The following is a 23,303-nucleotide window of genomic DNA, read 5'->3' as shown; positions in this document are numbered from 1 at the left end:
GAGGGCTCTTCGTTTCAATTCCAGAAGTCGAGGCAATGGCGCTAAGGGTGAGGTGGATAATAACATGAATATGTGGTTTTTGGGTACGGGTGCTGGCAGGCCCTCAAAGTATCGGAATGTGACGGCAATGGTTCTTCATCTTCCTGATCCATGCTGCAAATGGCTGCTATTCGATGCTGGAGAAGCTACTCAGCATCAGCTTATGCAGACACCTCTTAAGTTGAATAAGCTAGAGTTCATATTTATAACGCATTTGCACGGTGATCACATTTATGGACTTCCTGGTTTGCTCAGCAGTCGTTCATTTGACGGAGGGATTACGCCTGTTCAGCTTTATGGACCTGTTGGAATAAAGAGTTACATAGAAACGACATTTGCAATTAGCGCTACAAAGCTCGATTATGAGCTGATTATTCACGAATTAACAGGTGATGAAGGTATTGTTTTTGAAGATGACTATTTTAAGGTAGAGGTTGCTCCGCTTGAGCATCGCGTAACTTGCTACGGTTATCGAGTAACAGAACATGACCAAACTGGGAAGCTGCTCGTCCATAAGCTGAAGGAGCTTGGTATCGAAGCAGGTCCTTTATACGGGCAATTAAAGCGTGGACAATCAGTTACTACGCCTAATGGAGCAGTCATACGGTCAGAGGACGTTACAGGGCCTACTCTTATTGGGCGAATCATTACGGTGCTAGGAGATACGAAGCCTTGTCAAAATGCCATTTCGTTAGCCAAGGATGCTGATCTGCTCGTACATGAAGCAACCTTCGCTGCTGGGATGGAAGAGAAAGCACATGAGTTCGGACATTGTACGACGACTGAAGCGGCTAGAACTGCAGCTGAGGCAAACGCAAAGCATCTTGTGATGACTCATTTCAGCGGACGATACAGTAACGAGGATCTCTCTTCGCTAGAAGAAGAGGCTAGGGTGCATTTCTCACCTGTAACTGCGGCAACTGATCTGCAACATATCGAGATTAAGCGTACACTTCCTATAGAATAAAACAAAAACGCGAGGATAACCTCGCGTTTTTGTTTTATTTATGATCTTTGCCATAGTAAAAAGAATAGAAAACCGAAGCTAGTACTACAATGAGGACAATGCCGAAGCAGACGAACATTTGATACGGACTGGGGATGAAAGTTGATGCAATCATCAATAGGCCGCCAACTAAAAAATATTTTGATGCTGCCTTATGTGTTTTTTTCCAAACATCTTCGCTGCCGAGCGTATGTATAGTCTTTATACCAATGTAGCTTTTAGGCTGAAAGCGCGGCATGTAGATTCCTGTAGCGGTAAAAACAGTACCAATCATAGGTACAATCACGGTAATAAGTTCAAATTCTATTCCATAGCCATAAGCAATAGTTACACCATGGAGGACGAGAAGACATATTAATACGACGTTCTGGACTGTATGCATATTAGGCTTTAGATCTTGAAACGCATGTTTTTTTGGGAGTATGACAATTAAGATGACCATGAAAGCCGGCAATAAGAGCAGTGTAAAGGCTTTATGCGCTAGTCCGCTAATCTCGTTGTTTATATCCCAATAAACGGCCATTTGTTCAGGCAAATCACGATAAGTCACGAGACTTGCGATAATAGCAATGGCAACAATAATCCAAGAGATGATGCTTGATTTCATTTCTCTACATTCCCTTCCGGTACACTCTGCTGAAAGGAAATAATCCAATTCGTCAGATCATGGAGGACCGCTGTGTGGAGTGAATAATAGATATGCTGGCCCTGCCGCTTATCCGATACGAGTTCCGCTTGCTTTAATTGACTGAGATGGTGGGAAATGCTTGGCTTTGTCATTTGGAAATGGTCAGCTATTTCTCCTGCTGTTAGATCTCGCTCTCGCAATAAATCTAATATTTTTCTTCTCGTTGGATCAGATAGTGCTTTAAAAGCTAGGTTGAATGACATCTAAGTCATCCTTTCTAGATTATCTAATGAATCTGTTAGATATTTAAACAATCATCTAATTATATAATACTAATTTACTATATAGGTTCTTCATTCTACTGTCAATTTGCATGAGGTCAACAAATACCTTGAACTAAAATTACAGAACATACATGTATTCTCAGAAAAGATGAGTACCCTAAGTAAAGACTAGTAAAGGGAACAGATATTCGCTAAAATATAGGGTATAGCGAGGTGCAGAGAAATGATAAAAAAGAAATCTCTTTCTGAATTGATACAGGGCTTAAGAGCCAATGAGAATATAATTAATTGGACTGAAATAGAGCCTCAAGAAGCTAAAACAAAACCTCTACCAGAAAGTGTCGATCCAAGAATTAAATCGGCTTTCTTGAAGCGAGGAATAGAACAGTTATATACTCATCAGTACACTGCCTACGAGACCGTACGAAAAGGCAAAAATATTGTAGCAGTAACTCCCACGGCATCGGGAAAGACACTATGCTATAACCTTCCAGTACTACAGGCAATAGCCGAAGATGATGGCAGCCGCGCGCTTTATTTATTCCCTACGAAAGCATTGGCGCAAGATCAAAAAAGCGAATTAAATGAAATGATAAACGAAATGGGAATTGATATCAAAAGCTTTACTTATGACGGTGATACTTCCCCAGCAATCCGGCAGATTGTAAAAAATGTCGGACATATCGTCATTACAAACCCTGATATGTTACATTCAGCAATCCTTCCCCATCATACAAAATGGGTAAGCTTATTTAGCAATCTAAAATATATCGTTATTGACGAGCTTCATACTTATAGGGGGGTATTCGGCAGTCATGTAGCGAATGTCATTCGCAGGCTTAAACGGATATGCAAATTTTACGGCAGCAATCCACAATTTATTTGTACTTCTGCAACGATTGCAAACCCGAAGGAACTAGCAGAACAGCTAACAGGAAACCCTATGGCGTTAATTGATGATAATGGCGCGCCTAGAGGAAGAAAGCATTTTGTATTTTATAACCCGCCAATAGTGAATAAGCCGTTGAATATTCGAAAAAGTGCTACCGTAGAGGTTAATCACTTAGCCAGGGAGTTTTTAACGAATAAAATACAAACGATCGTTTTTGCCCGCAGTCGGGTAAGGGTAGAAATCATTTTAAGCCATATTCAGGAGCTTGTTAAAAATGAAATCGGAGCCAAATCAATTAGGGGCTACCGAGGCGGCTATTTGCCCAATCAGCGTAGGGAAATTGAAAGAGGATTAAGGAACGGCGAAATATTAGGCGTAGTTAGTACGAATGCTCTAGAACTGGGTGTAGACATAGGCCAGCTGCAAGTTTGTATTATGACAGGCTACCCCGGAAGCGTAGCAAGTACATGGCAACAGGCAGGTCGAGCTGGAAGACGACATGGCGAAGCGCTCGTATTAATGGTAGCAAGCAATACGCCCATCGACCAGTATATTGTACTGAATCCCGAATACTTTTTTGATCGATCCCCAGAATCTGCAAGAATTAATCCGGAAAATTTACTCATTCTTGTCGATCACGTGCGTTGTGCAGCCTACGAACTACCCTTTAAGCAGGGTGAAACGTTTGGGACTTTGGAGATAGAAGATATTTTGGAATATCTCGTAGAAGAAAGAGTTTTAACACATGCAGGTGATACATTTTACTGGGCTAACTTAGCTTTTCCAGCTAGTGAAGTTAGTCTACGCTCTGCAGCGCAGGAAAATGTAGTCATTATCGATCAATCAGAAGTAGCAAACGTGAAAATCATTGGAGAGATGGATCGTTTCAGCGCCATGACCCTTTTACACGATGAGGCAATCTATTTACATGAAGGCGTACAGTACCAAGTAGAAAAGCTGGATTGGCATCATAAGAAGGCTTATGTTCGAAAAGTCGATGTTGAGTACTACACAGACGCGAACCTAGCGGTGAAGCTTAAAGTACTAGCTACCGATCGGAGAGAGAATAGACGAAATACTGCGATTAATTACGGCGATGTCGTCGTTAATTTCATGGTGACTCTTTTCAAAAAAATTCGATTGTCCAGTTTTGAGAATATCGGGTACGGTCAAGTTAGTCTGCCAGAAGAAGAATTACACACAAGCGCAACCTGGATTGAAATAAAAGAGGTTGACCCGGCGTTAGGAACGAAAACGCTTGAACAATTGCTGCTAGGCATAGCCAATGTATTAAGACATATTATACCTATTCATGTCATGTGCGATCGAAGCGATATTCACGTTGTTTCACAGATAAGAGCAGAACATACGCAACTGCCTACGATTTTCATACATGATCATTACCCCGGCGGAATTGGGTTAGCGGAAGATGTCTACAAGCGGTTTGACGAAATAAAAGCGGCTGCATCAAAATTAATTCGGAAATGCCCATGTGAAGACGGCTGTCCTTCTTGTATCGGTACAGAGATCGAAGGCATTCATGCAAAGGCAACAAGCCTTGAACTGTTGGGGGTATTATGAGAAGTATTGCGTTTGCAAAGCTGGGACATCGTGAACGTTCTAAAGAAGCGGAGGGCAATCGATGAGCGGAATGCGCGATAAAATGAATCGGTTGCGGGGAATCAGCACGGAGCAGAACCAACCAATTGAACCGACGACAACTATGATTGAAGAACAGATAGAGCAGGAGCTGACGGATGATGAGGAATGGATTTCCCCCGTGTGGGAGACATTTGATGTCAAGCTAACTAAGAATGAAATAGGCAGCTTTCTACTTCGAAAAATCATTTATCCGGCAAATTATCGACACGGTCATCATGCATTAAATGAGCTTCATGAAGCTGCGCCTGGTTTGTCTGCTATTCATCCCGCATCTCAGATGGCGGCTGAGCGGATATTGTTTCTCGATTTGGAAACAACAGGTTTAGGTGTCGGCGCAGGGAACATTCCTTTCATGATTGGCATAGGTTATATGTCAAAGGAGCATTTTGTCATCGAGCAAGCCTTAATTAGACACCCTGCTGAGGAGCGGGCAATGCTTCATTATTTGATGGAGAAATTGAACAATTATACTTTTTTGTCGACCTATAATGGCAAGACCTTCGATTGGCCGTTAGTCCAAAGCCGCTTTATTATGAATGGGCTTGGCACTAAAATGTGGGAGCCTCAGCATCTTGATTTTTTGCATCCCGCAAGATCTATATGGCGAAATACGCTCGTTTCCTGTAAATTAAGTCATGTTGAAGAAGAAAGGCTCGGCATTGAACGAGTAGATGATGTTCCGGGTTCTTTAGCTCCTCAACTTTATTTTCAATTTTTGGCGAGTGGAGATCCGGCACCTCTAGAAGGTGTTTTTCGTCATAATGAAATTGATATGCTCTCTCTTGCTTGTCTAGCTATACGTTTTGGGCATTTATTAAACGGAAACATTCAAACATTCATACCGCTTCCAGATGAGCCCGAGGAGATGGTTCGTACAGGACTCTGGCTGGAACGTATGGGCAAAATCGAGCTGCCTAACCAATTATTCGATTTGGCTGTGCGAGCAGAGCACTCGAAATCATCATCGCTTGTTATGCTCGCTTCTCGAGACAAGAAGGCTGGAAATTGGGAACGCGCTGTGTTATTGTGGCAGAAGGCAATTATTCGTTCTTCAAATCATTTTGGTTCATCTGCCCATGAAGCGAGCGTAGAGCTTGCTATGTATAACGAGCACAAGTTAAAAGACTATGAATCGGCATTAGGTTATGCGAATGTGGCGTTTGAGCATTCATTGAATCATTCACAGCTCGTTCGTCCCGATGCCAAAAAAAGAGCGCAGCTCGAAGCATTGCGAAATCGTATTGCAAGGCTTCGCCGTAAAATATCGAAACCTAATAGATAAGCAACCTTTAATGGGAATGAACAGTGTAAACAGATCGTTGCATCACTACCATACAGCTTACTTTTCAACGGAATACGTCAGCTTAGCTGCGATGGTTGTGGCAACTTCCGTTTATGCTTGGGAGGATAAAGCTATGACAACTGAACGACCTGCAATGCATGGTTTATTAATTGACCTTGATGGTACTTTATATCATGGGACGCATCGAATAGATGGTGCAGATGTTCTTATTTCTTATTTGAAAGAAACGAAGCTGCCCTACCGCTTTGTTACGAACAATTCATCATCGACTCCTGAAGACGTAGCAGATCGGCTGATGAATATGGGTATACCTGCTGCTGCTGAGGACGTATGCACATCTGCGCAAGCTGCTGCTGAGCATATTGCTTCAATTAAACCAGGAGCTGCTGTATTCGTAGTAGGTGAGGAAGGGTTAAAGAAAGCCGTTCAAGAAGCTGGCTTACAGCTGACAGAGGAACAACCTGATTTTGTTTTACAAGGAATAGACCGATCCTTCACATACGAACGTTTAACGAAGGCAGTTCGACATATTCACAACGGGGCAACATTCATCATGACAAACCCAGATTTGCTCCTGCCATCGGGCGATGGGCTTATACCGGGGGCAGGCTCTATTGGAGCGATGCTGAAGGCAGCAGGCGGTAAAGAGCCTATCTTAATTGGCAAGCCATCATCTATCCTTTTGAACTATTCTTTAAAATCCATCGGATTAACAGCTAATAAAACCTGGGTAGTAGGCGACAATTTAGCAACAGATATCGCATTCGGTGAAGCTGCCGGCTGTGGTACGATCCTTGTTTTAACTGGACTCACAACTGCGCAAAATATGGAATATTATATGGGCATTGCAGGGTGTAAGCCAACTGTTGTATGCAATCACTTAGAAGAACTTCGTTCTTATATATCCGACCATAGAGAAATATAAGATTTCAAACGAAGAACATAGGAAGGAAGCGAGCTTTCATGTATGAACTACCGGAACTGGAAAATTATCGGGTCCTGATTACGGAGCAATTCGCAGGCGCCCAAATAACCGGTATCGAGATATCTAATGACAAGGTTTTTCAAGCCAGTGAGGATCAAATCAAACGGGACATTATCGGGAAAGAAGTTTGGTTTGTAGAAAGAAGAGGAATGCACCTAGTCTTGCACCTAGATAATGGGAAACGTCTATTGCTGCATTTGGGGCAAGGGGCTTATTTGTATAGAGGAAGTGAAGCGGATAAACCTAATCGCACCGCGCAGCTAAAGCTTATTTTTGGCGAAACTGTATTGTACGGATTAGGTTTGCGAACAGATGATTTACAGCTTTTAACGGTGAGAGAAGTCGAAGGAAAGCTCGGACGTCTTGGACCAGATGCACTAGACAAGAAAGTGACGCTGGAGAGATTCATTGGGCTTTTTGCTAAGAAGAGAGTCGCGATAAGAACGGCTTTAGTTGATCAAAATGTGATCTCTGGGATCGGAGCTGTATATGCCGATGAAATCTGTTTTGCAGCAGCCATTCGTCCAGATGTTAAAATTCCTGTGATTGAACGCGAAACATGGGAACGCCTATATACTTCGATGCATAGTGTATTCAAGGAAGCGATTTCACAGGGCGGAGCGGGAGATCATCCGTTTTTTGCCGGTGATAGCTTTTCGGGTAAACATCGTAATCATTTTCAAGTTTATGATCGTGAGGGTGAACCTTGTCCACGCTGCAGCACTATGATCGAGAAGATAGATGTGTCTAATCGCAAAGCGTATGCATGTCCGAATTGTCAACAGAATGAGGAAATCAGTTAGCATTGCGTTTGAGTCTAACGGTTGAACGGGGGATTCATTTATGATTCATGTTTATTTAGACGATTACCGCTCATGCCCAAAAGGTTTTGTACTTGCGCTTAATGCAGAAGAGTGTAAGCAGCTGCTTGATCTCGAGAAGGTAGGAATTCTGTCGCTCGATTACGATCTAGGATGGTCAGAGCCTACTGGCTACGAGGTCGTGCGTCATATCGTTGAAACTGGCCGGTATCCCGAGCAAATTTACTTACACACCTCTAGTGCATCAGGACGCATGCAAATGTACCATATGCTCTCAACGAACGCGCCGGCTGAAACTAAGCTATTTAATGGTCCGATGCCGGACGCGCTCATTAATAATATAGCTGGGTTGTAATTACACCCAGACCCTTAAGGGCTTTACACCCCGAAGCCCTCAAGGTAGCTTACACCCAGACCCTTAAGGGACTAATACCCAAACCCTTAAGGGCTTTTCGAACCCACCCAAACCCTCCCTTCCAAGGGAGGGCCCCAAGGGTTGCACCCTCTGGACACCTGCAACTGGACTAACGTTGGAGAATAACAGGTTGTCGCGTGTTTGGATAGAGCATTGAACGCTTTCGTCCCTACGGGACACGCTTTTATTGGAGAGGCTTGCACCCTCTCCGGACACACATTACTGGACTAACGTAGGAGTTTAACAGGTGGTCGCGTGTTTGGATAGAGCATCGAACGCTTTCGTCCCTACGGGACACGATTTCATTGGAGAGGTTTGCACCCTCTCTGCACACACACTACTGCACTAACGTAGGAGATTAACCAGCGTGCGCGTGTTTGGATAGAGCAGAGCATTGAAAGCTTTCGTCCCTACGGGACATGCTTTCATTGGTAAGATTTGAACCTTCTCAGTGCGTGCATGTTGTAATGAATGCTTTATATTTCTTAAAGCTAATTAAGAAATAAAAGTGGTTACTGAAAAAGAGGATCCGGTTTGCTACAAGTCTAATTTTTAGACTTATTTGGTGTCAATATGCTGTTTTGGCGAAATTAGATCTAGTTTTTAGATCTATTTCCGCCGATTTTGTGAATACTATAGGAAATGGACTTAATTTACTTAGGATAAGTATAATATCTAGACTTATTTGGAGTAAATTAAGTCATTTGATAGAAATAGGTCTAGAATCTAGACCTATTTTTTTCAAGTTTTGTACAGGGACGAGCTTTTGTGGACAATGAGATGGGTTTTCGCATTAATGTGAATTAGGTTGTAAAAGTAATAATTATATAAATATTACTCGAAAAGTTTCACGAAATGTGACATATTCGGTTATAATGCAATCTAAGGCTAAATAGCTAAATATATAAATGCTTCAATTGCTCCACAATACATGGATAACATATTTAAAGGCTATAAATTTTTCCTAAAATATGTAAATATATGCTATGAAGTAAATCTGTTATTACAAAAGGATATCTACTCCCTAACGCATCTTGAGTTTTTAACACTATAATCAGTATATTCACTATAAATTCCTCCAAAGTTAAGCGTGTCCCGCAGGGACGAAAGCGATCCACCGCAGACGTATCGCGCATGTGACGTTTTAGCTCCCATGTTAGTCCAGTTGCGGGTCTCCAGAGGGTGCAACCCTTGGGGCCCTCCCTTGGAAGGGAGGGTTTGGGTGGGTTCGAAAAAAGGGATTATGGGTAATCATACACGAAAGAGGTTTAACATACGTGAGTCAATGGATCGGAACAGCTAATCAAACTTATGCACCATATGCAATGGAAGAGCTTAGGAAGCTGATAGAGGGTGTTGCTTTTACACAGCTTGCAGCAGGTGAAGTGTTTCTAATGTCGAGCCCATTATCGCGGGAAGAGACGCTGCAGTCTATTCTGCAAAATGAGCCGATTTTTTTACGTCATGTGCAACCGGTGGATCGTACGATTGAAATTACAGGTAATGCGAATGATCTAGAACAATTATCGAGTATGGTCCGACATGCTGTTTTGACTTTAGAAAACAAACGAGTGGCGGTTCATATTAGACGTGCGTCCAAATCAGAGTATGTATACTCGGTGGCTGATACCAAATCTGTTATTGATGCCGTGCTGGAAGAGATCGATGCTGAGCCTGTCGTGCAGCAGCCGGATGTCATTATTGCGATCTATGCGGCGGTTAATCAGCTTTATATCGGTTTCGGTTCGCCATCAGATATGCTGTCGGATTGGCCAGGGGGAGCTGTTCGTTTTCAACGGGAAGAGGGACAAGTATCACGTGCCAAATTCAAGCTGCTTGAAGCGGAGAGAGCTTTCAACCTAAACTATGCTGGTTTTCAGAATGCACTCGATATTGGAGCAGCGCCTGGCGGATGGACATCACTATTGCTGGAACGAGGCTTGCGGGTTACGGCGATTGATCCTGCAGAATTACATCCTTCACTAATGGCCTATCCAACGTTAACCTATTTAAAGCGCAATGCGTCAGAAGTGAAGTTTAATCCAGATTCATTCCAACTGCTTGTGTGCGATATGAGCTGGAGTCCTATGATGATGTGTAAGCTTGTTCTAGATCTGGAGCCAGCTTTAACGAAGGGTGGAACAGCTATTATTACAGTAAAGCTGATGCATCGGAAACCGCTTCAAACGATAAGGGATGTCATTTCAAGACTTTCAACGGAATTCGTCCTTCAAAAAGCGAAGCAATTGTTCCACAATAGAGAAGAGATTACACTATATTTGATTAAGAAATAACATGAGCTGCCCCCCTTTAGCTAGGGAGGGCGCTCTTTTTCGAATCTACACAATTAGAAAGCTGCTGTTATCGCTTGGAGATGTCTCGACTGATGCCTAAATTGAAAGCGCTTTATATGAATTTGCGAATCAAGCACAAAATGTTTGTATGGATTGATTACTGGAAGAAGCTTGCTCCTCAAGCTGCAGCAAATGAGCTTCTACGAAGATGATAAGTTGTTCACCGATTTCTTCGGTATGTTGGCTAAACTAGTGGTTAATGGCGCAGTGCCATCGCCAGACGTATTGGCTCAAATCAAAGGTGCTGAAGACAATCACCTCGTATTGAATAAAGGTATCGGAGTATGGCAATGGTCAAACCAATATGTTGGTTTACAGCAATTAGCTAACCGACCGCTTGCAATTGCTATGATGGCTGGTTATTTTCTCGTTCGGATGGGACATTTACTCGGACGTACCGATTATTTAGAGGTAAAGCAATATCACGGTCATGAGCATTTCTTGCAGGATTCTGTCTCGAATTTGTATTATCATGGCTGGGACAATATCGCGCAAAATCATATGTCCTCCATCTTCTGGGCTCGCGGTAATTCATGGGCTGCTCTTACGATGGCAAAGGCTTTGCCGCATATTGCCGTTCAGCATCCATCATTCATGATTATTGAAGGCTCGATGCGTGATCAGCTTAGCACACTTGTAAGATTGCAGGCTGATAATGGATTATGGCATACGGTGCTGAATGACGAGAGCTCTTATCTTGAAACCTCAGGGTCTGCAGGGATAGCGACTGGATTATTCGCCTTTGGTTCCTTATACAACAAATACATTCAACGGTCGATTGATGGTATTTTGAGTCAAATTACGGAGGACGGTGCTGTACTGAATGTGTCAGCAGGAACAGCTGTCATGAATGATCAGCAGGGTTATTGCGATGTTGCTTATAAACGTGTACAGGGCTGGGGCCAAGGATTAGTACTAGCTTCTCTAGCTGAGCTTTTAAACTCGAAAAAACGTTTGTTTTAATCAATCTTTTATTGTTTCATCCTTGATTTATATGATAAAGTAGCACTAATAGCTAGGAAATCAGGAAGGCATCCTGATGCTGTTTGTAATTTTACAAGCAGCGTCGGGATGCCTTTTTTTGTTCAATTATTGTTTAGGAGGAAATGGCATGGAAGGACAGGGAGTTTTGTTTACACCTTATGAACGAGGTTCGATTATCGGCGGTCGTTATCGGATTGTTAGTGTAATTGGTCGCGGTGGGATGGGAGTTGTATATGCTGCTGATGATTTAAAGTTGGCAGGTAAGCTAAGAGCGATAAAGGTCATTGCTCCTTTGCCAGGCGGCAGCAGATATGCGGAGGAAGCGCAAATGTTGATGAAGGTAGAGCATCCAAATTTACCGTTAATTGTTGACTACTTTCCGCCGCAAAATCATGAATATGAAGCACTTGTGATGGAATACATCGAAGGACAAACCATTGCGGACCTTCTCCGTTCCTATACGGGAGGACTGACTTTCCTACAAATATTACATATTGGATTTCAGCTTTGTGCTGCACTGCGTTATTTGCATAGTCACAATCCGCCTATTATTCATCGTGATTTGAAGCCCTCAAATGTGATGAGCGATAAGACAGGAAATGTAAAGCTCATAGATTTCGGTATTTCACGCCAATATAAACAAGGAAAAGATCAGGATACCGTGCAGCTAGGAACACATGGCTTCGCAGCTCCGGAGCAAGCAGGAACGGGGCAAAGTGATGAGCGAACGGACATTTACGGTCTAGGAGCACTCCTCTATTTCATGGCTAGTAAAGGAAAGATATACGGACCTATGACGGGTTTGACTCAGGTGCAGGAAGTGCTCACAAATTTGCAGCCTGATATACCGGATGCATTCAAAGTGGTGCTGAGTCGTTTGCTGCAATCAGACCCGCAATATCGATACCGCACTATCGCTGATGTAGAAGAGGCTCTAGCTTTATTAAGTGGGTCCCGAAATGCTAATTACTGGGGTATAAATCATGAGAACAACCAACCCTATTCACAAAAAAATAATAAGATGATTGCTTTGTTATCCTTAGCACCAGGTGCAGGAGCAACTTTTTTGACGCGTACACTTGCTATCTTGATCGGGAGGGAAGGCGTATCTGTTACGGCAGTCGAATATGACGATACGAGACCTGATTGGCATGCATGGCTATCTGGGAATAAAAAGATGATCAAACGTGGTGCAGCGGATATGAAATCGCTCGAGAAACGTTACGTCCATTACGAGCATGAAGAATTATCTATTGAGTGGTATTCGATACACCCCGAGCAGTATTCTGATTTTGAACATGATGTTCAGCGCTTCGCACAAATGCTGAAGCATTCAGAAGGTATGTTTCAGCTGATCGATTTTTCTGGGAAATGGAATGAACCGACCAGTCTAGCGCAGGTAAAGCAAGCACAGTTTGTGCTGGTCATTGGAGACCCCTTCGTCGAGAAATGGAAAGCAAGTGAATTAAACAAGCTTGTTGCTTTGAAACAAGAGATGAATGACTTTGACGGGAAAATGGTATTTATCGCAAATAAAGATGTTTCATTCCATGGCCGAAGCGAATGGCTTTCCATATTTCCCGAAAAACCGCTGGCTATAATACCGCGGCTCCCGGATGACATGCTCCTCTCCATGCAGTGGAGAGGAAGATGGGCAACGGATGAATCACGTCTAAACAAGAGACTGTATCAAGCTCTTTTGCCTATTTTAAAGCTCCTTTATAAGGAAACTGACACAAATTGACCATTTCTGTGGTACAATGATACGGGCAAAACGACAAAATTAGCAGTTTATGATTATGGTTTATATATGAATGGAGATAGAGACAATGAGTTTGTTAACCGTAGAGCAATTATCACATACGTTCGGAGATAGAGTTCTATTTCGAAATGTTAACTTCCGCTTATTGGATGGGGAGCATGTTGGGCTTGTTGGTGCGAACGGAACCGGCAAATCAACACTTATGAATATTTTGACAGGTAAGCTGTTGAAGGACGAAGGTAAGGTTGAATGGACACCGCGCGTTCGTTACGGCTACTTGGATCAACATACGAAGCTTGAAGAAGGCAAAACTATTCGTGATGTTCTGAAAGATGCATTTCTTCCGCTGCTCGTATTGGAAGCAGAGCTTAACGAAATTGCGAATCAAATGGGCGACGCGGATGCAGATACACTTGATGAATTGCTAACCCGGATGGGCGAGATCCAAGAAGAGCTTGAGATCGGCGATTTCTATTTAATTGATGTTAAAGTTGATGAGATGGCAAATGGTTTAGGTCTTAATGCGATTGGACTTGATCGCGACGTTACAGCGCTTAGCGGTGGTCAGCGGACTAAAGTTCTACTTGCTAAGCTGTTGCTAGAGAAGCCAGGCGTTCTTCTGCTTGATGAGCCTACCAACTATTTGGACGAAGAGCATATCAATTGGTTGACCAACTATCTGAAAAACTACCCGCATGCTTTTGTTCTTATTTCTCATGAAACGAGCTTCATGAACCAAGTAGTTAATACGATCTATCATCTTGAATTTACGAAGCTCACACGCTACTCGGCCAACTATGATAAGTTTCTTGAGATGGCTGATTTGAACAAAGCTCAACATATCGATGCATATGAGAAACAAAAGGATTTTATTAAGAAGCAAGAGGAATTCATTCAAAAGAATAAGGCGCGGGCATCGACCTCCGGTCGTGCGAAGAGCCGTGAAAAACAGTTAGATCGGATTGACCGCATCGACAAGCCAGAGGAAGCGGCGAAACCTACGTTTAACTTTAAAGAGTCTAGAACGAGCGGTAAAACCGTATTTGAAGCTGAAGGAATGGTTATCGGTTACACGAAGCCGCTACTGCCTAAGATGGACATGGTCATTGAACGTGGTGACAAAATAGCTATCGTGGGCTGCAATGGTGTAGGAAAATCAACACTGCTCAAAACGATACTAGGTAAAATTCCAGCGCTTGATGGGAAGACCTATCTCGGCGATTATTTGAACCCAGCTTACTTCGAGCAAGAAGCAAAAGCTCCGACGATGACACCGTTGGAAGACGTTTGGGATGAGTTTTCCTACATGACGCAGTCAGAGGTACGCGGTGCACTTGCACGCTGCGGCTTGAAAAATGAGCATATTACGCGTGCACTTAATCAGCTTAGTGGTGGTGAGCAAGCGAAGGTTCGTCTTTGCAAGCTCATGATGCGCGAGAGCAATTGGATTTTGTTCGATGAGCCGACGAACCATTTGGATGTCATAGCCAAAGCAGAATTGAAGCGTGCTCTTAAAGCCTATAAGGGGACTGTCGTTCTCGTATCTCATGAACCTGAATTCTATGAGGATATGGCTACAAAAACATGGGATGTCGAAGCATGGTCAATGCAAAACTAGTAGAAGTAAAAAGTAACAGTATCAACTTCATACGATTTAATTAATTGAGGGTAAATACCTCCGCGGCAAACGCCGGTCTACTCTACATGTAGATCGGCTTGCTTGCATTTGTGAAACGTGTTCATTATGATAAATTTAACCGTCCCTATCGAACAAGATGTAATTAATTCGAATGCAATCATATACAACTGGAAGCAGGTGATCCTCTAGGATGAAAGAACGTGTACTTGTCGTAGAAGATGAAGCGGGTATCTCCCGGATTTTACAGCTTGAATTAGAGCATGAGGGTTATACCGTAGGAACTGCCGCTGATGGCAGAACAGGTTATGAAATGGCTTCAACGGGTGATTGGGGGCTTGTATTGCTTGATGTGATGCTTCCTGAGATGAGTGGAATTGAAGTACTGCGACTTCTGCGACAAGCAGGTAATCCAGTACCTATTATATTATTAACAGCTCGCGATACGGTACCGGATAAGGTAAGCGGATTCGAGCATGGCGCTAACGATTATGTTACAAAGCCGTTTGCAATGGAGGAGCTTCTGGCGCGTGTGCGTAATATTTTGCGCATATTCCAGCAGTACCCTAAGGAAGCGGAAGGCTCAGACATGATTAAAGTTGGAGACCTGACGATTGAGCTTCGTACGCGCAAAGTCTATCGCAAGGACATTCTAATCGAACTGACGCCGCGTGAGTTTGAGCTGCTCGTATATCTAGTCGAAAACAAAAATGAAGAAAAGTCACGTGAAGATATTTTATCAGAGGTTTGGGGTTATGATTTCATCGGTGAAACAAATCTAGTTGATGTTTATATCCGTTACTTGCGTCAGAAGTTGGACAAGGGTTACCGTCATAAACTTATTCATACAGTACGCGGAGTAGGTTATATGGTTAAGGAGCCAGATGCATGACACTCCGCAAACGGTTTACGCTTTTCACCATTTTTTGGCTTATTTTCATTCTGATCCTATTTAATATTTTTGTTTATTTCTATGTGATCAAAATTACGACGGAGAGTGAAGAAGAGGTTATTGCGAATAAGGTGAATCTCATGCTTGAGAATCCCCGAATTCAGAGCGGTCGAGGATTAAATTATCCGGAGCTGCTCAATGAGTATTACAACGTAAACGAAATGATTCGTATTATTGCTCCTAATAATAGGGTCGTGAATATAACGGGGACGAACGAAGTGCTGCAACAGCTTCCTGCGGCCTTTGAGGTTCATCATCATACCGGGATGATATCGAAGGGCGGAGAGCGTATTCTGTTCATGCGGGTGCCGTTATACGATGGGAATCGTGTAATCGCAATGCTTGAGATTAATCGAATTTTGGACGAATTGGACAATTATTTGCAGGTGCTGGTCGCGGCGTTAAGTGTGACGAGCGGCGGTGCGATTCTTTTCGCCATATTCGGTACCTATTGGTTTACCTCGAGACTAACGGCTCCCATTCAACAAATGGTGAATACGATGCGAGAAATTGACCGAAGCGGTAAGCTAAGACAAATTGAGCTTAGTAATCGCGAGGAATCAGCAGAACTGCTGCAGCTGGTTCGAGCGTTCAATCAAATGATTGAACGACTAGATCGAACTTTCGCCAAGCAAAAGCAATTCGTAGCCGATGCGTCACATGAGCTCAAAACTCCGTTAACGGTCATCAGCAGCTATGCTGGAATGTTAAAACGCTGGGGTCGCGATGATGAGAGCTTACGGAATGAAGCGATTGAAGCGATTGATAAGGAAGCTAACCGTTTGCAAAATTTGACGAAGTCGATGCTTATGCTGGCCGAGGCGGAGCAAGAGGATTGGCTGCGGCAGGAGCTTTTTGATGTCGTTCAAGTTGTCGATGAGCTAGCTACGATGCTGCAAACGACCTTTGGCCGACCGATTCGGGTGAAAGCTATGTCCAAGGTTGTTCGAATGGTTGGAGACAAGGACAAAATTAGGCAGCTGCTCGTCATATTGCTCGATAACGCCATTAAATACTCGAAGGACCCTATCGATATTACGATTACGCTCGTAAGGCATATCGTAAAAATCGAGGTCAAAGATAAAGGAATGGGTATTCCGGAAAACGAGATTCCGCATCTATTCGAGCGCTTCTATCGCGTCGATGGTGCGAGAAGCCGTGCAACCGGCGGAGTTGGTCTTGGTTTGTCTATCGCCAAACGTATCGTTGATTTGCATGAAGGAAAGGTAGATGTGTTTAGCTTGCCAGATTTAGGCACAACGATTACACTTCAGTTTAAACAGCGTAAACACTAACGATAATAAATGGAGGCTATACCAAATGAAGTTTCGTACGGCAGCAGTACAGTATAAGCTGGCTGATATTAACTCGTTTGAGCAATTTGCAGAGCAAGTGACACATTATGTGCGTAATGCTTCGGAATACGGAGTGCAATTTATTTTGTTTCCGGAGTTTTTGACGACACAATTGATGTCTATTGGTGACGAGCAAGGACACGCACTCCCAATCGAGAGGCTTCCCGACTTTACGGAAGACTATTTGAATCTATTTCGTTCCCTAGCAGCAGAATATGCAGTGTACATCGTAGGCGGGACACATGTCATTAAGCAAGCTGATGGCAGCTTGCTTAATGCTGCTCATCTCTTTCATCCAGATGGTAAGATAGATGTTCAGCATAAAATCCATATTACACCTTCAGAAGTAGAAGGCTGGAATATGTCTGCCGGTGAAGGAATTGAGGTATTCGAGACCGCTTATGGAACGATAGCTATGCTTACTTGCTATGATATTGAATTTCCGGAGATCGTAAGGATGGCAAGGGCGAGGGGGGCAGATGTTATTTTCTGTCCTTCTTGTACGGATGATCGTCATGGGTTCTATCGCGTACGTTATTGCTGTCATGCGAGAGCAGTAGAGAATCAAGTGTATATCGTTACAACCGGCACTGTCGGCTCACTTCGTAAGGTAGATCTTATGCGCGCGAACTTCGGACAAGCAGCTATTATAGCTCCTAATGATATTCCTTTCCCGCCGGCTGGAATTTTGAGTGAAGGCATTATTAATGATGACATGCTCGTCGTCGCTGATCTTGATTTGTCGCTGCTTGAGGATGTTAGAGCTAAGGGCTCCGTTACAACTTGGCGAGACCGGCGTACAGATCTGTATCCAGATTGGAATTAATTTCTTATTATTTCTATTGAAATCCAGCAGAATGGCGGGAAACGATGCGTAAGGAACTGTACTTGTTTGTTGACGGAAAGCCGGTTAAAGCCGTAATTCGCAATTATAGTCAAGCAGATTTTGAAGCTTTGATTGAAGTTCAACGACTGAGCTTTCCACCTCCTTACCCGCAGGAGCTACTGTGGAATAATGAGCAGCTTCTTGAACATGTTACACGTTTTCAAGAGGGAGCTTTATGCGCTGAGGTGAATGGTAGGATTATTGGATCGATGACTGGACTTAAAATCGACATGAATGATTACGGTCATACACATAATTGGGAGTCGATCTCAGATAGCGGTTATATTCGAAATCATAATGAGGACGGAGATACGCTATATGTAATAGACGTTTGCGTAATTCCGGAATATCGTAAATCAGGCATTGGCAAATGGATGATGCAGACGATGTACGAGACGGTCGTACATCTAGGTCTGCGTAGACTGCTAGGCGGCGGTCGCATGCCTGGTTATGGAGTACTTTCGGAGGTAATGTCACCAGAAGCATATTTGGAAAACGTGCTGAGCGGCGAATACAAAGACCCTGTCATTACTTTTCTACTTAGATGTGGACGAATGCCAATTGGTATTGCCCGTAACTATTTGGATGATGAGCAATCGCATAACTGTGCGGTGATCATGGAATGGCTGAATCCATTTAAATGAAAGCAAAGGGAAATATTACTGTGAAATCAATTTTTTATATTGGAGGAACAACTTTATGCTTATCTATCATCGTATTACATCAATAGAAGACCAATATTTTGGACCCTTACATAAGCTTCTTCAAACGATATTTCCACCTGAGGAAGTGCTTGCGTACGAGCTATGGCGTGAGCCGCTAGAAGATCCCTCCATACATGTTTATGTTGCGATACATGAGGGTGAAGTAGTAGGCTCAACGGAATATCGTTATTATTCAGAGCTGCGTGTAGCAATGACTGACTTTACGATTATCGGGAAACCTTCGCTAGGCATTGGGCGTTTTCTGCTTCGTAATCGGGAACGCGATTTGCAGAGGCTTGCCGAGCAATCCGGAACAGTTCCGCTGGGCATGTTCGCTGAGGTCTATGATCCGTACCGGGCAGAAGAGCATACATTCGGAGGTGTCTCACCTATGAATCCGTATGTTCGTCGCGAAGTATTGTCGCATATCGGTTACAAACGGATCGCTATTTCCTATGTTCATCCTTCTTGGGATCACGAAGGACAAGCAGTTGCAGAGTTAGATTTATGCTTCCTGCCGAGGGACGAAGAGCAGGAAACTATTGAAGCGGCTCTTGTTGCATCATTCTTAGAAGGCTACTATGCTGCACTGCCAAATAAGCCGGAACAATGGCTGCAAATGATGGAACAAATCCGTGCATCGGAGTCGTTTGAGCTGCTGCCGCTATGACGAGACTGATTTTTAGAGGAACCGGAGATTCCATGAGTGTACCTCGCATTTATTGTAATTGTGAGGTATGCTCGGAAGCACGGGATACGAACATAAATCGTCGATTCAGATCATCTTTGCAGATTGAAGATGAGGATGCAGGCACGGTATGGATTGACTGCGGTACTGACTTTGCGAAACAATTAGAAATGGCAGCTGTACGCGAGATTAATACTCTGCTTATCACTCATGCACATTTTGATCATATTGGAGGTTTGGTGGAGTGGGCTGATGCTTGCCGATGGATGAAGAAGAGAGGCGAGGCGTTTGCACCTTCTGAAGTCATCATGGAGATTTTGGATCGTTTTCCTTGGCTAAGCAATCAGATTCAATTCCATTCTTTCGATCAACCGATTATGATCGGCAAATGGCGAGCGTATAGCTGGCGTGTTAATCACGGTAAAAACGGATACGCCTACGCATTTCGTTTCGAGCATACGGAAACAGGCTGCAAGTGGGTTTATTGCTCGGACTCCATAGGTTTGACGGATGAGCAGCAAATTCCTTTGGCAGATCTTGACTTGCTTGTACTAGGTACTAGCTTTTATGAAGAGCCTTATGCCTATGAAACCCGTTCTGTTTATGATGTTATTGAAGCCATAGAGCTTGTTAATAAATGGGGCCCGAAACGGACCATCCTTACTCACATGTCACATGATATCGATCTTCGAAGAGATTATAAACTGCCTGGTCAACTGCAATTTGCGCGAACGGGAATGGAAATCACTTTATAGGCTTAACGATTAAGTTAGTCAATGCTTGACAAGACGCTTGTCTTTTTTGTACATTATGTAAGAATCCTTTTACGGATCTACAATTATGCTTTAAAGGGGAAATTTTAATGTTTGCTGGTGTCCTTAACTCATAAATTGGATATGGTCAGATGAACGCTGGTCTTGCAATGAGTCCCGGTGCAATTGCGTCGAGATGCAAGGCTTTATTTCGTGATCTGACGCCAAGAGTTCTGGACATGAGGATTTCCGCCTGAAGCAATTCGACAGCGGCCCCAATCACCGTGCTCTCGCAGCGCGGTTTTTTTTATATCCATTTTCATGTTAACGATTTTGTTGACGATGGAAATGGATGAAATTGGAGCAGTTATCGATCAAAGACAGGAATGGAACGCGCCCGCGTTCTGTTTCTGTCTTTTTTTATACCCTAAATTTGAGGAGGCCATAAAGATGAATGAAGCATCTTGGCGAAGATTAGAATTTGATAAAATTAAGACAGAGGTTGTAAAATATACGATTTCGCCTGCGGGGCGATTATTGGCTGAACGACTGGAACCGAGCACAAAGCAGCGTCAAGTTGAAGCATGGCTGCAGGAAACGTACGAGGCAGCTGAATTGCTCTCAAGCGGAGCAAGTATCCCCATATCGACTATGGATGGGATTGATTCATTTCTAGCGCTGCTCGGCAAAGGGAGAATATATAATGAACAGGAACTTGAGCAGTTGTCTGTATGGCTTACATCCGTTGTACAGATGAAGAAGTATATGAGCAGCAAGCGCGAAGTTGCTCCAACCATCGCAGCTTATGCAGAATCGATGTACGATTGCCCAGAATTGCGTGAGGAGTTAAAGCGGTGTATCCGTTACGGACAATTAACCGATATGGCTAGCTCGGATCTTGCCTATATCCGCAGACACATTTACGCAACGGAAGATAAAATACAGAAGAAAATGGAGAATGCGCTGCATAAATATCGATCTTCGCTACAGGAGCCGGTGATAAGTAAGCGGCATGATCGTTTTGTTATCGCTGTAAAGCGTGAGCTTCGCAAGCAGGTGCCCGGAACGGTATGGGATGAATCCGCTAGCGGTCAGACCTTATTCGTTGAGCCATTGGATGCAGCAGAGCTTCAGGTGGAGTTATCGCAGTGGAAGGCAGAGGAGGAGCGGGAGCGAACGGTTATTTTAGCTGGATTATCCGAAAAGACGGAGTCTTTCAGTTTCGAGTTGTTCCGAAATGTTGAGGCGATGGCATCATTTGATTTCATTACTGCTCGTGCTAAGCTTTCTCGTTCGTATGAAGGTGAAAAAATCACATTATCAGAACAGCCCGTTATTCGTCTTGTCAGTGCCCGCCATCCATTGATTGGAAAAGACAGTGTGCCACTACATGTGGAACTCGGTTATGGATGGAAACAGCTAATTATTACAGGGCCGAACACAGGCGGAAAAACAGTTACCTTAAAGACGATTGGCTTATTTGTGCTCATGGTGCAATCAGGGCTGCTAGTTCCAGTTGAGCAGGGCAGCGAGATGGGGATATTTCAGCATGTAATTGCAGATGTTGGTGATGGACAGAGTCTGGAGCAGTCTCTAAGCACATTCTCCTCGCATATCACCGTGTTGAAGGCAATGCTTCAAGTTGCGAGTCCGAGAGCACTGCTTCTTCTCGATGAGCTGGCTGCAGGTACCGATCCTTCAGAAGGCATCGCACTTTCCATAGCTTTACTCGAGCAATTGTTACAACGTGGGGCTTTAGCGGCAGCTACCACACATTTTAATGAAATTAAAGCTTTCGCAGCTCGCACCCCCGGTTGTCAAAATGGGAAAATGGCCTTCGATGCAGAAACGCTAAAACCGCTATATCGATTGGAAATGGGAGAATCGGGAGAGAGTCATGCCTTTGCTATCGCAAGACGCTTCGGCTTATCGGAAGAGGTCATGAAGCGTGCTGAGCAATTGTTAGTACGAAAGGGAAATCAAACGTCTGCCAAAGTGAATGACGACGCTGCCGGTAATGAGGGTGATGCAACAAACACTACATCGTCTGCTGCTCACGGGCGTTCTAGTGCAAATAAACGTTTTAAAAGCGAATCATCAACTGAGGTTCAGAAGAAAATAGTTAAGCCCTTCGAAAAGGGGGACGCTGTTTGGATCTATCCGCTCAAGAGAATGGGTGTTGTATATCGACCTGCTGATGAGCGAGGTAACGTCATTGTACAGGTACAAGGAAAGAAGCATACGTTTAATCACAAACGGTTAAAGTTGTATATTGCCAAAACCGAGCTCTATCCGGATAAACATGAGGAGTACGATTTGGATATCGTCTTTGAATCGAAGGAAAATAGAAAAGCTCGCAAGTTGATGAGCCGTAAACATGTGGATGGCCTTACTATCGTTACAAAGGAAGATGATCTGTACTAAAATAGGAATGTAAAAAAACGAAAGAGAGCCAGCTCGTGATTACACACGATGTCTGGCTCTCTTTTTTTTACAAAAAGGTAATGCTAATCTCGACTTTGGATAACGAGCAATAAGCCTTTTTTTATCATGATCTTGCCTGTGCGGGAGATGAGGACATTGCTAATTCCAAGCGACTGTCCGATAGATAACTCCGCATCATTCAGAGGATATTGGAATCCGTTCAGCGTAATTCCTTCGACTTGCAGTGAAAGCGGAAGTAATGAAACATTAGAGTAGCCTTGCTGCTCGATCGTCACTTCTTCGGTCACGAGTGATATTTTATTATAATTATCAATGATCGTCGTTTTGACACGCTCCTTGGCTGCAAGGGCGAGCAGATGCACATTTGCCAGTGAGTGATCAAATCTTGTGCCAAGCGCACCAAGCAAAATCAATTCACGAGGTTTTAAATCTAAAGCGAGCCGAACAGCCATTTCTGTGTCTGTGTAGTCTTTGTCAATGGGGTCACATGAGATCGTTTGACCGCTGTTTTGGCGAATAAGAAGTAATTCTTCTTCGGTTACTGAGTCAAAGTCACCGATCGCAATATCGGGTTGCAGACCTTGTGCAATGAGAAATCGTGCACCGCTGTCAGCTCCAATAAGCAAATCATCGACTTTTATATGTTCAAGCGCCCAAGCTCCGAGCTGACCGCCTGTGCAAATAACGATTCGAGGTTGCATAACGTATTTCCTTCCTTTTTTACGAAATATCATTCATTTCCTATAAGTA

20 protein-coding genes are annotated in these 23,303 nt (G+C 43.5%); 17 read left to right on the top strand and 3 right to left on the bottom strand.

Annotation, left to right across the window (positions count from 1 at the left end):
• The first annotated feature begins 64 nt into the window (after positions 1–64).
• A complete protein-coding gene (gene rnz, locus AC0YN6_RS03835; protein WP_475745257.1) occupies positions 65–1,006 on the top strand; it encodes a ribonuclease Z in 942 nt (313 codons plus the stop codon).
• 34 nt (positions 1,007–1,040) lie between these two features.
• On the opposite strand, the gene AC0YN6_RS03830 is transcribed toward rnz, so the two are convergent.
• Entirely contained in the window at positions 1,041–1,652 is a 612-nt protein-coding gene (locus AC0YN6_RS03830; RefSeq protein WP_475745256.1) for an SdpI family protein, read from the bottom strand.
• Positions 1,649–1,936 carry an autorepressor SdpR family transcription factor gene (locus tag AC0YN6_RS03825; RefSeq protein ID WP_475745254.1) on the bottom strand — a complete coding sequence of 96 codons (288 nt, stop codon included), beginning with the start codon at positions 1,934–1,936 and terminating at the stop codon, positions 1,649–1,651. The genes AC0YN6_RS03830 and AC0YN6_RS03825 overlap by 4 nt, the downstream gene beginning before the upstream one ends.
• A 247-nt stretch (positions 1,937–2,183) precedes the next feature.
• Between AC0YN6_RS03825 and AC0YN6_RS03820 the strand changes: the two genes are divergently transcribed.
• The 16 genes from AC0YN6_RS03820 to AC0YN6_RS03745 all read left to right on the top strand — a co-directional run bounded on the left by AC0YN6_RS03820 (position 2,184) and on the right by AC0YN6_RS03745 (position 22,532).
• Entirely contained in the window at positions 2,184–4,430 is a 2,247-nt protein-coding gene (locus tag AC0YN6_RS03820) for a DEAD/DEAH box helicase (protein ID WP_475745525.1), read from the top strand.
• Between the two features lie 61 nt (positions 4,431–4,491).
• Complete coding sequence (locus AC0YN6_RS03815; protein WP_475745253.1) at positions 4,492–5,793, top strand: ribonuclease H-like domain-containing protein; 1,302 nt, start codon at positions 4,492–4,494, stop codon at positions 5,791–5,793.
• Between the two features lie 133 nt (positions 5,794–5,926).
• On the top strand, positions 5,927–6,739 hold the full coding sequence (locus tag AC0YN6_RS03810; protein WP_475745252.1) for a TIGR01457 family HAD-type hydrolase: 813 nt from the start codon (positions 5,927–5,929) through the stop codon (positions 6,737–6,739).
• Between the two features lie 38 nt (positions 6,740–6,777).
• A complete protein-coding gene (locus tag AC0YN6_RS03805) occupies positions 6,778–7,602 on the top strand; it encodes an Fpg/Nei family DNA glycosylase (protein WP_475745250.1) in 825 nt (274 codons plus the stop codon).
• A 40-nt stretch (positions 7,603–7,642) separates the two neighbouring features.
• Complete coding sequence (locus tag AC0YN6_RS03800; protein ID WP_475745248.1) at positions 7,643–7,975, top strand: cyclic-phosphate processing receiver domain-containing protein; 333 nt, start codon at positions 7,643–7,645, stop codon at positions 7,973–7,975.
• 1,337 nt (positions 7,976–9,312) lie between these two features.
• Positions 9,313–10,329, top strand: a complete 1,017-nt coding sequence (locus AC0YN6_RS03795) for an SAM-dependent methyltransferase (protein ID WP_475745246.1) — start codon at positions 9,313–9,315, stop codon at positions 10,327–10,329.
• Between the two features lie 192 nt (positions 10,330–10,521).
• Entirely contained in the window at positions 10,522–11,352 is an 831-nt protein-coding gene (locus AC0YN6_RS03790) for a glycoside hydrolase family 88 protein (RefSeq protein ID WP_475745244.1), read from the top strand.
• Between the two features lie 148 nt (positions 11,353–11,500).
• On the top strand, positions 11,501–13,117 hold the full coding sequence (locus AC0YN6_RS03785; protein ID WP_475745243.1) for a serine/threonine protein kinase: 1,617 nt from the start codon (positions 11,501–11,503) through the stop codon (positions 13,115–13,117).
• Positions 13,118–13,202: 85 nt separating this feature from the next.
• Positions 13,203–14,753: an ABC-F family ATP-binding cassette domain-containing protein gene (locus tag AC0YN6_RS03780; protein WP_475745241.1), complete on the top strand. Its 1,551-nt coding sequence runs from the start codon at positions 13,203–13,205 to the stop codon at positions 14,751–14,753.
• Between the two features lie 211 nt (positions 14,754–14,964).
• A complete protein-coding gene (locus tag AC0YN6_RS03775; RefSeq protein WP_475745239.1) occupies positions 14,965–15,663 on the top strand; it encodes a response regulator transcription factor in 699 nt (232 codons plus the stop codon).
• Positions 15,660–17,018, top strand: a complete 1,359-nt coding sequence (locus AC0YN6_RS03770) for a HAMP domain-containing sensor histidine kinase (protein WP_475745237.1) — start codon at positions 15,660–15,662, stop codon at positions 17,016–17,018. Before AC0YN6_RS03775 ends, AC0YN6_RS03770 begins: the two co-directional genes overlap by 4 nt.
• Before the next feature lie 25 nt (positions 17,019–17,043).
• A complete protein-coding gene (locus AC0YN6_RS03765; protein WP_475745236.1) occupies positions 17,044–17,904 on the top strand; it encodes a carbon-nitrogen hydrolase family protein in 861 nt (286 codons plus the stop codon).
• Between the two features lie 44 nt (positions 17,905–17,948).
• On the top strand, positions 17,949–18,608 hold the full coding sequence (locus tag AC0YN6_RS03760) for a GNAT family N-acetyltransferase (RefSeq protein WP_475745235.1): 660 nt from the start codon (positions 17,949–17,951) through the stop codon (positions 18,606–18,608).
• Between the two features lie 55 nt (positions 18,609–18,663).
• Complete coding sequence (locus tag AC0YN6_RS03755) at positions 18,664–19,338, top strand: GNAT family N-acetyltransferase (protein WP_475745233.1); 675 nt, start codon at positions 18,664–18,666, stop codon at positions 19,336–19,338.
• Positions 19,335–20,111, top strand: coding sequence for an MBL fold metallo-hydrolase (locus tag AC0YN6_RS03750; RefSeq protein ID WP_475745231.1), 777 nt, complete (start codon positions 19,335–19,337; stop codon positions 20,109–20,111). The genes AC0YN6_RS03755 and AC0YN6_RS03750 overlap by 4 nt, the downstream gene beginning before the upstream one ends.
• 447 nt (positions 20,112–20,558) lie before the next feature.
• A complete protein-coding gene (locus AC0YN6_RS03745; RefSeq protein ID WP_475745229.1) occupies positions 20,559–22,532 on the top strand; it encodes an endonuclease MutS2 in 1,974 nt (657 codons plus the stop codon).
• Positions 22,533–22,615: 83 nt separating this feature from the next.
• Here the strand turns inward: AC0YN6_RS03745 and AC0YN6_RS03740 are convergent, their stop codons facing one another.
• Entirely contained in the window at positions 22,616–23,254 is a 639-nt protein-coding gene (locus tag AC0YN6_RS03740) for a thiamine diphosphokinase (RefSeq protein ID WP_475745228.1), read from the bottom strand.
• Positions 23,255–23,303: the final 49 nt, after the last annotated feature.

The organism is Paenibacillus sp. J22P15 (genome assembly GCF_056269345.1).
Note: the sequence above shows the minus strand (reverse complement) of the source record. Positions and strands in the feature narration are given on the sequence as shown.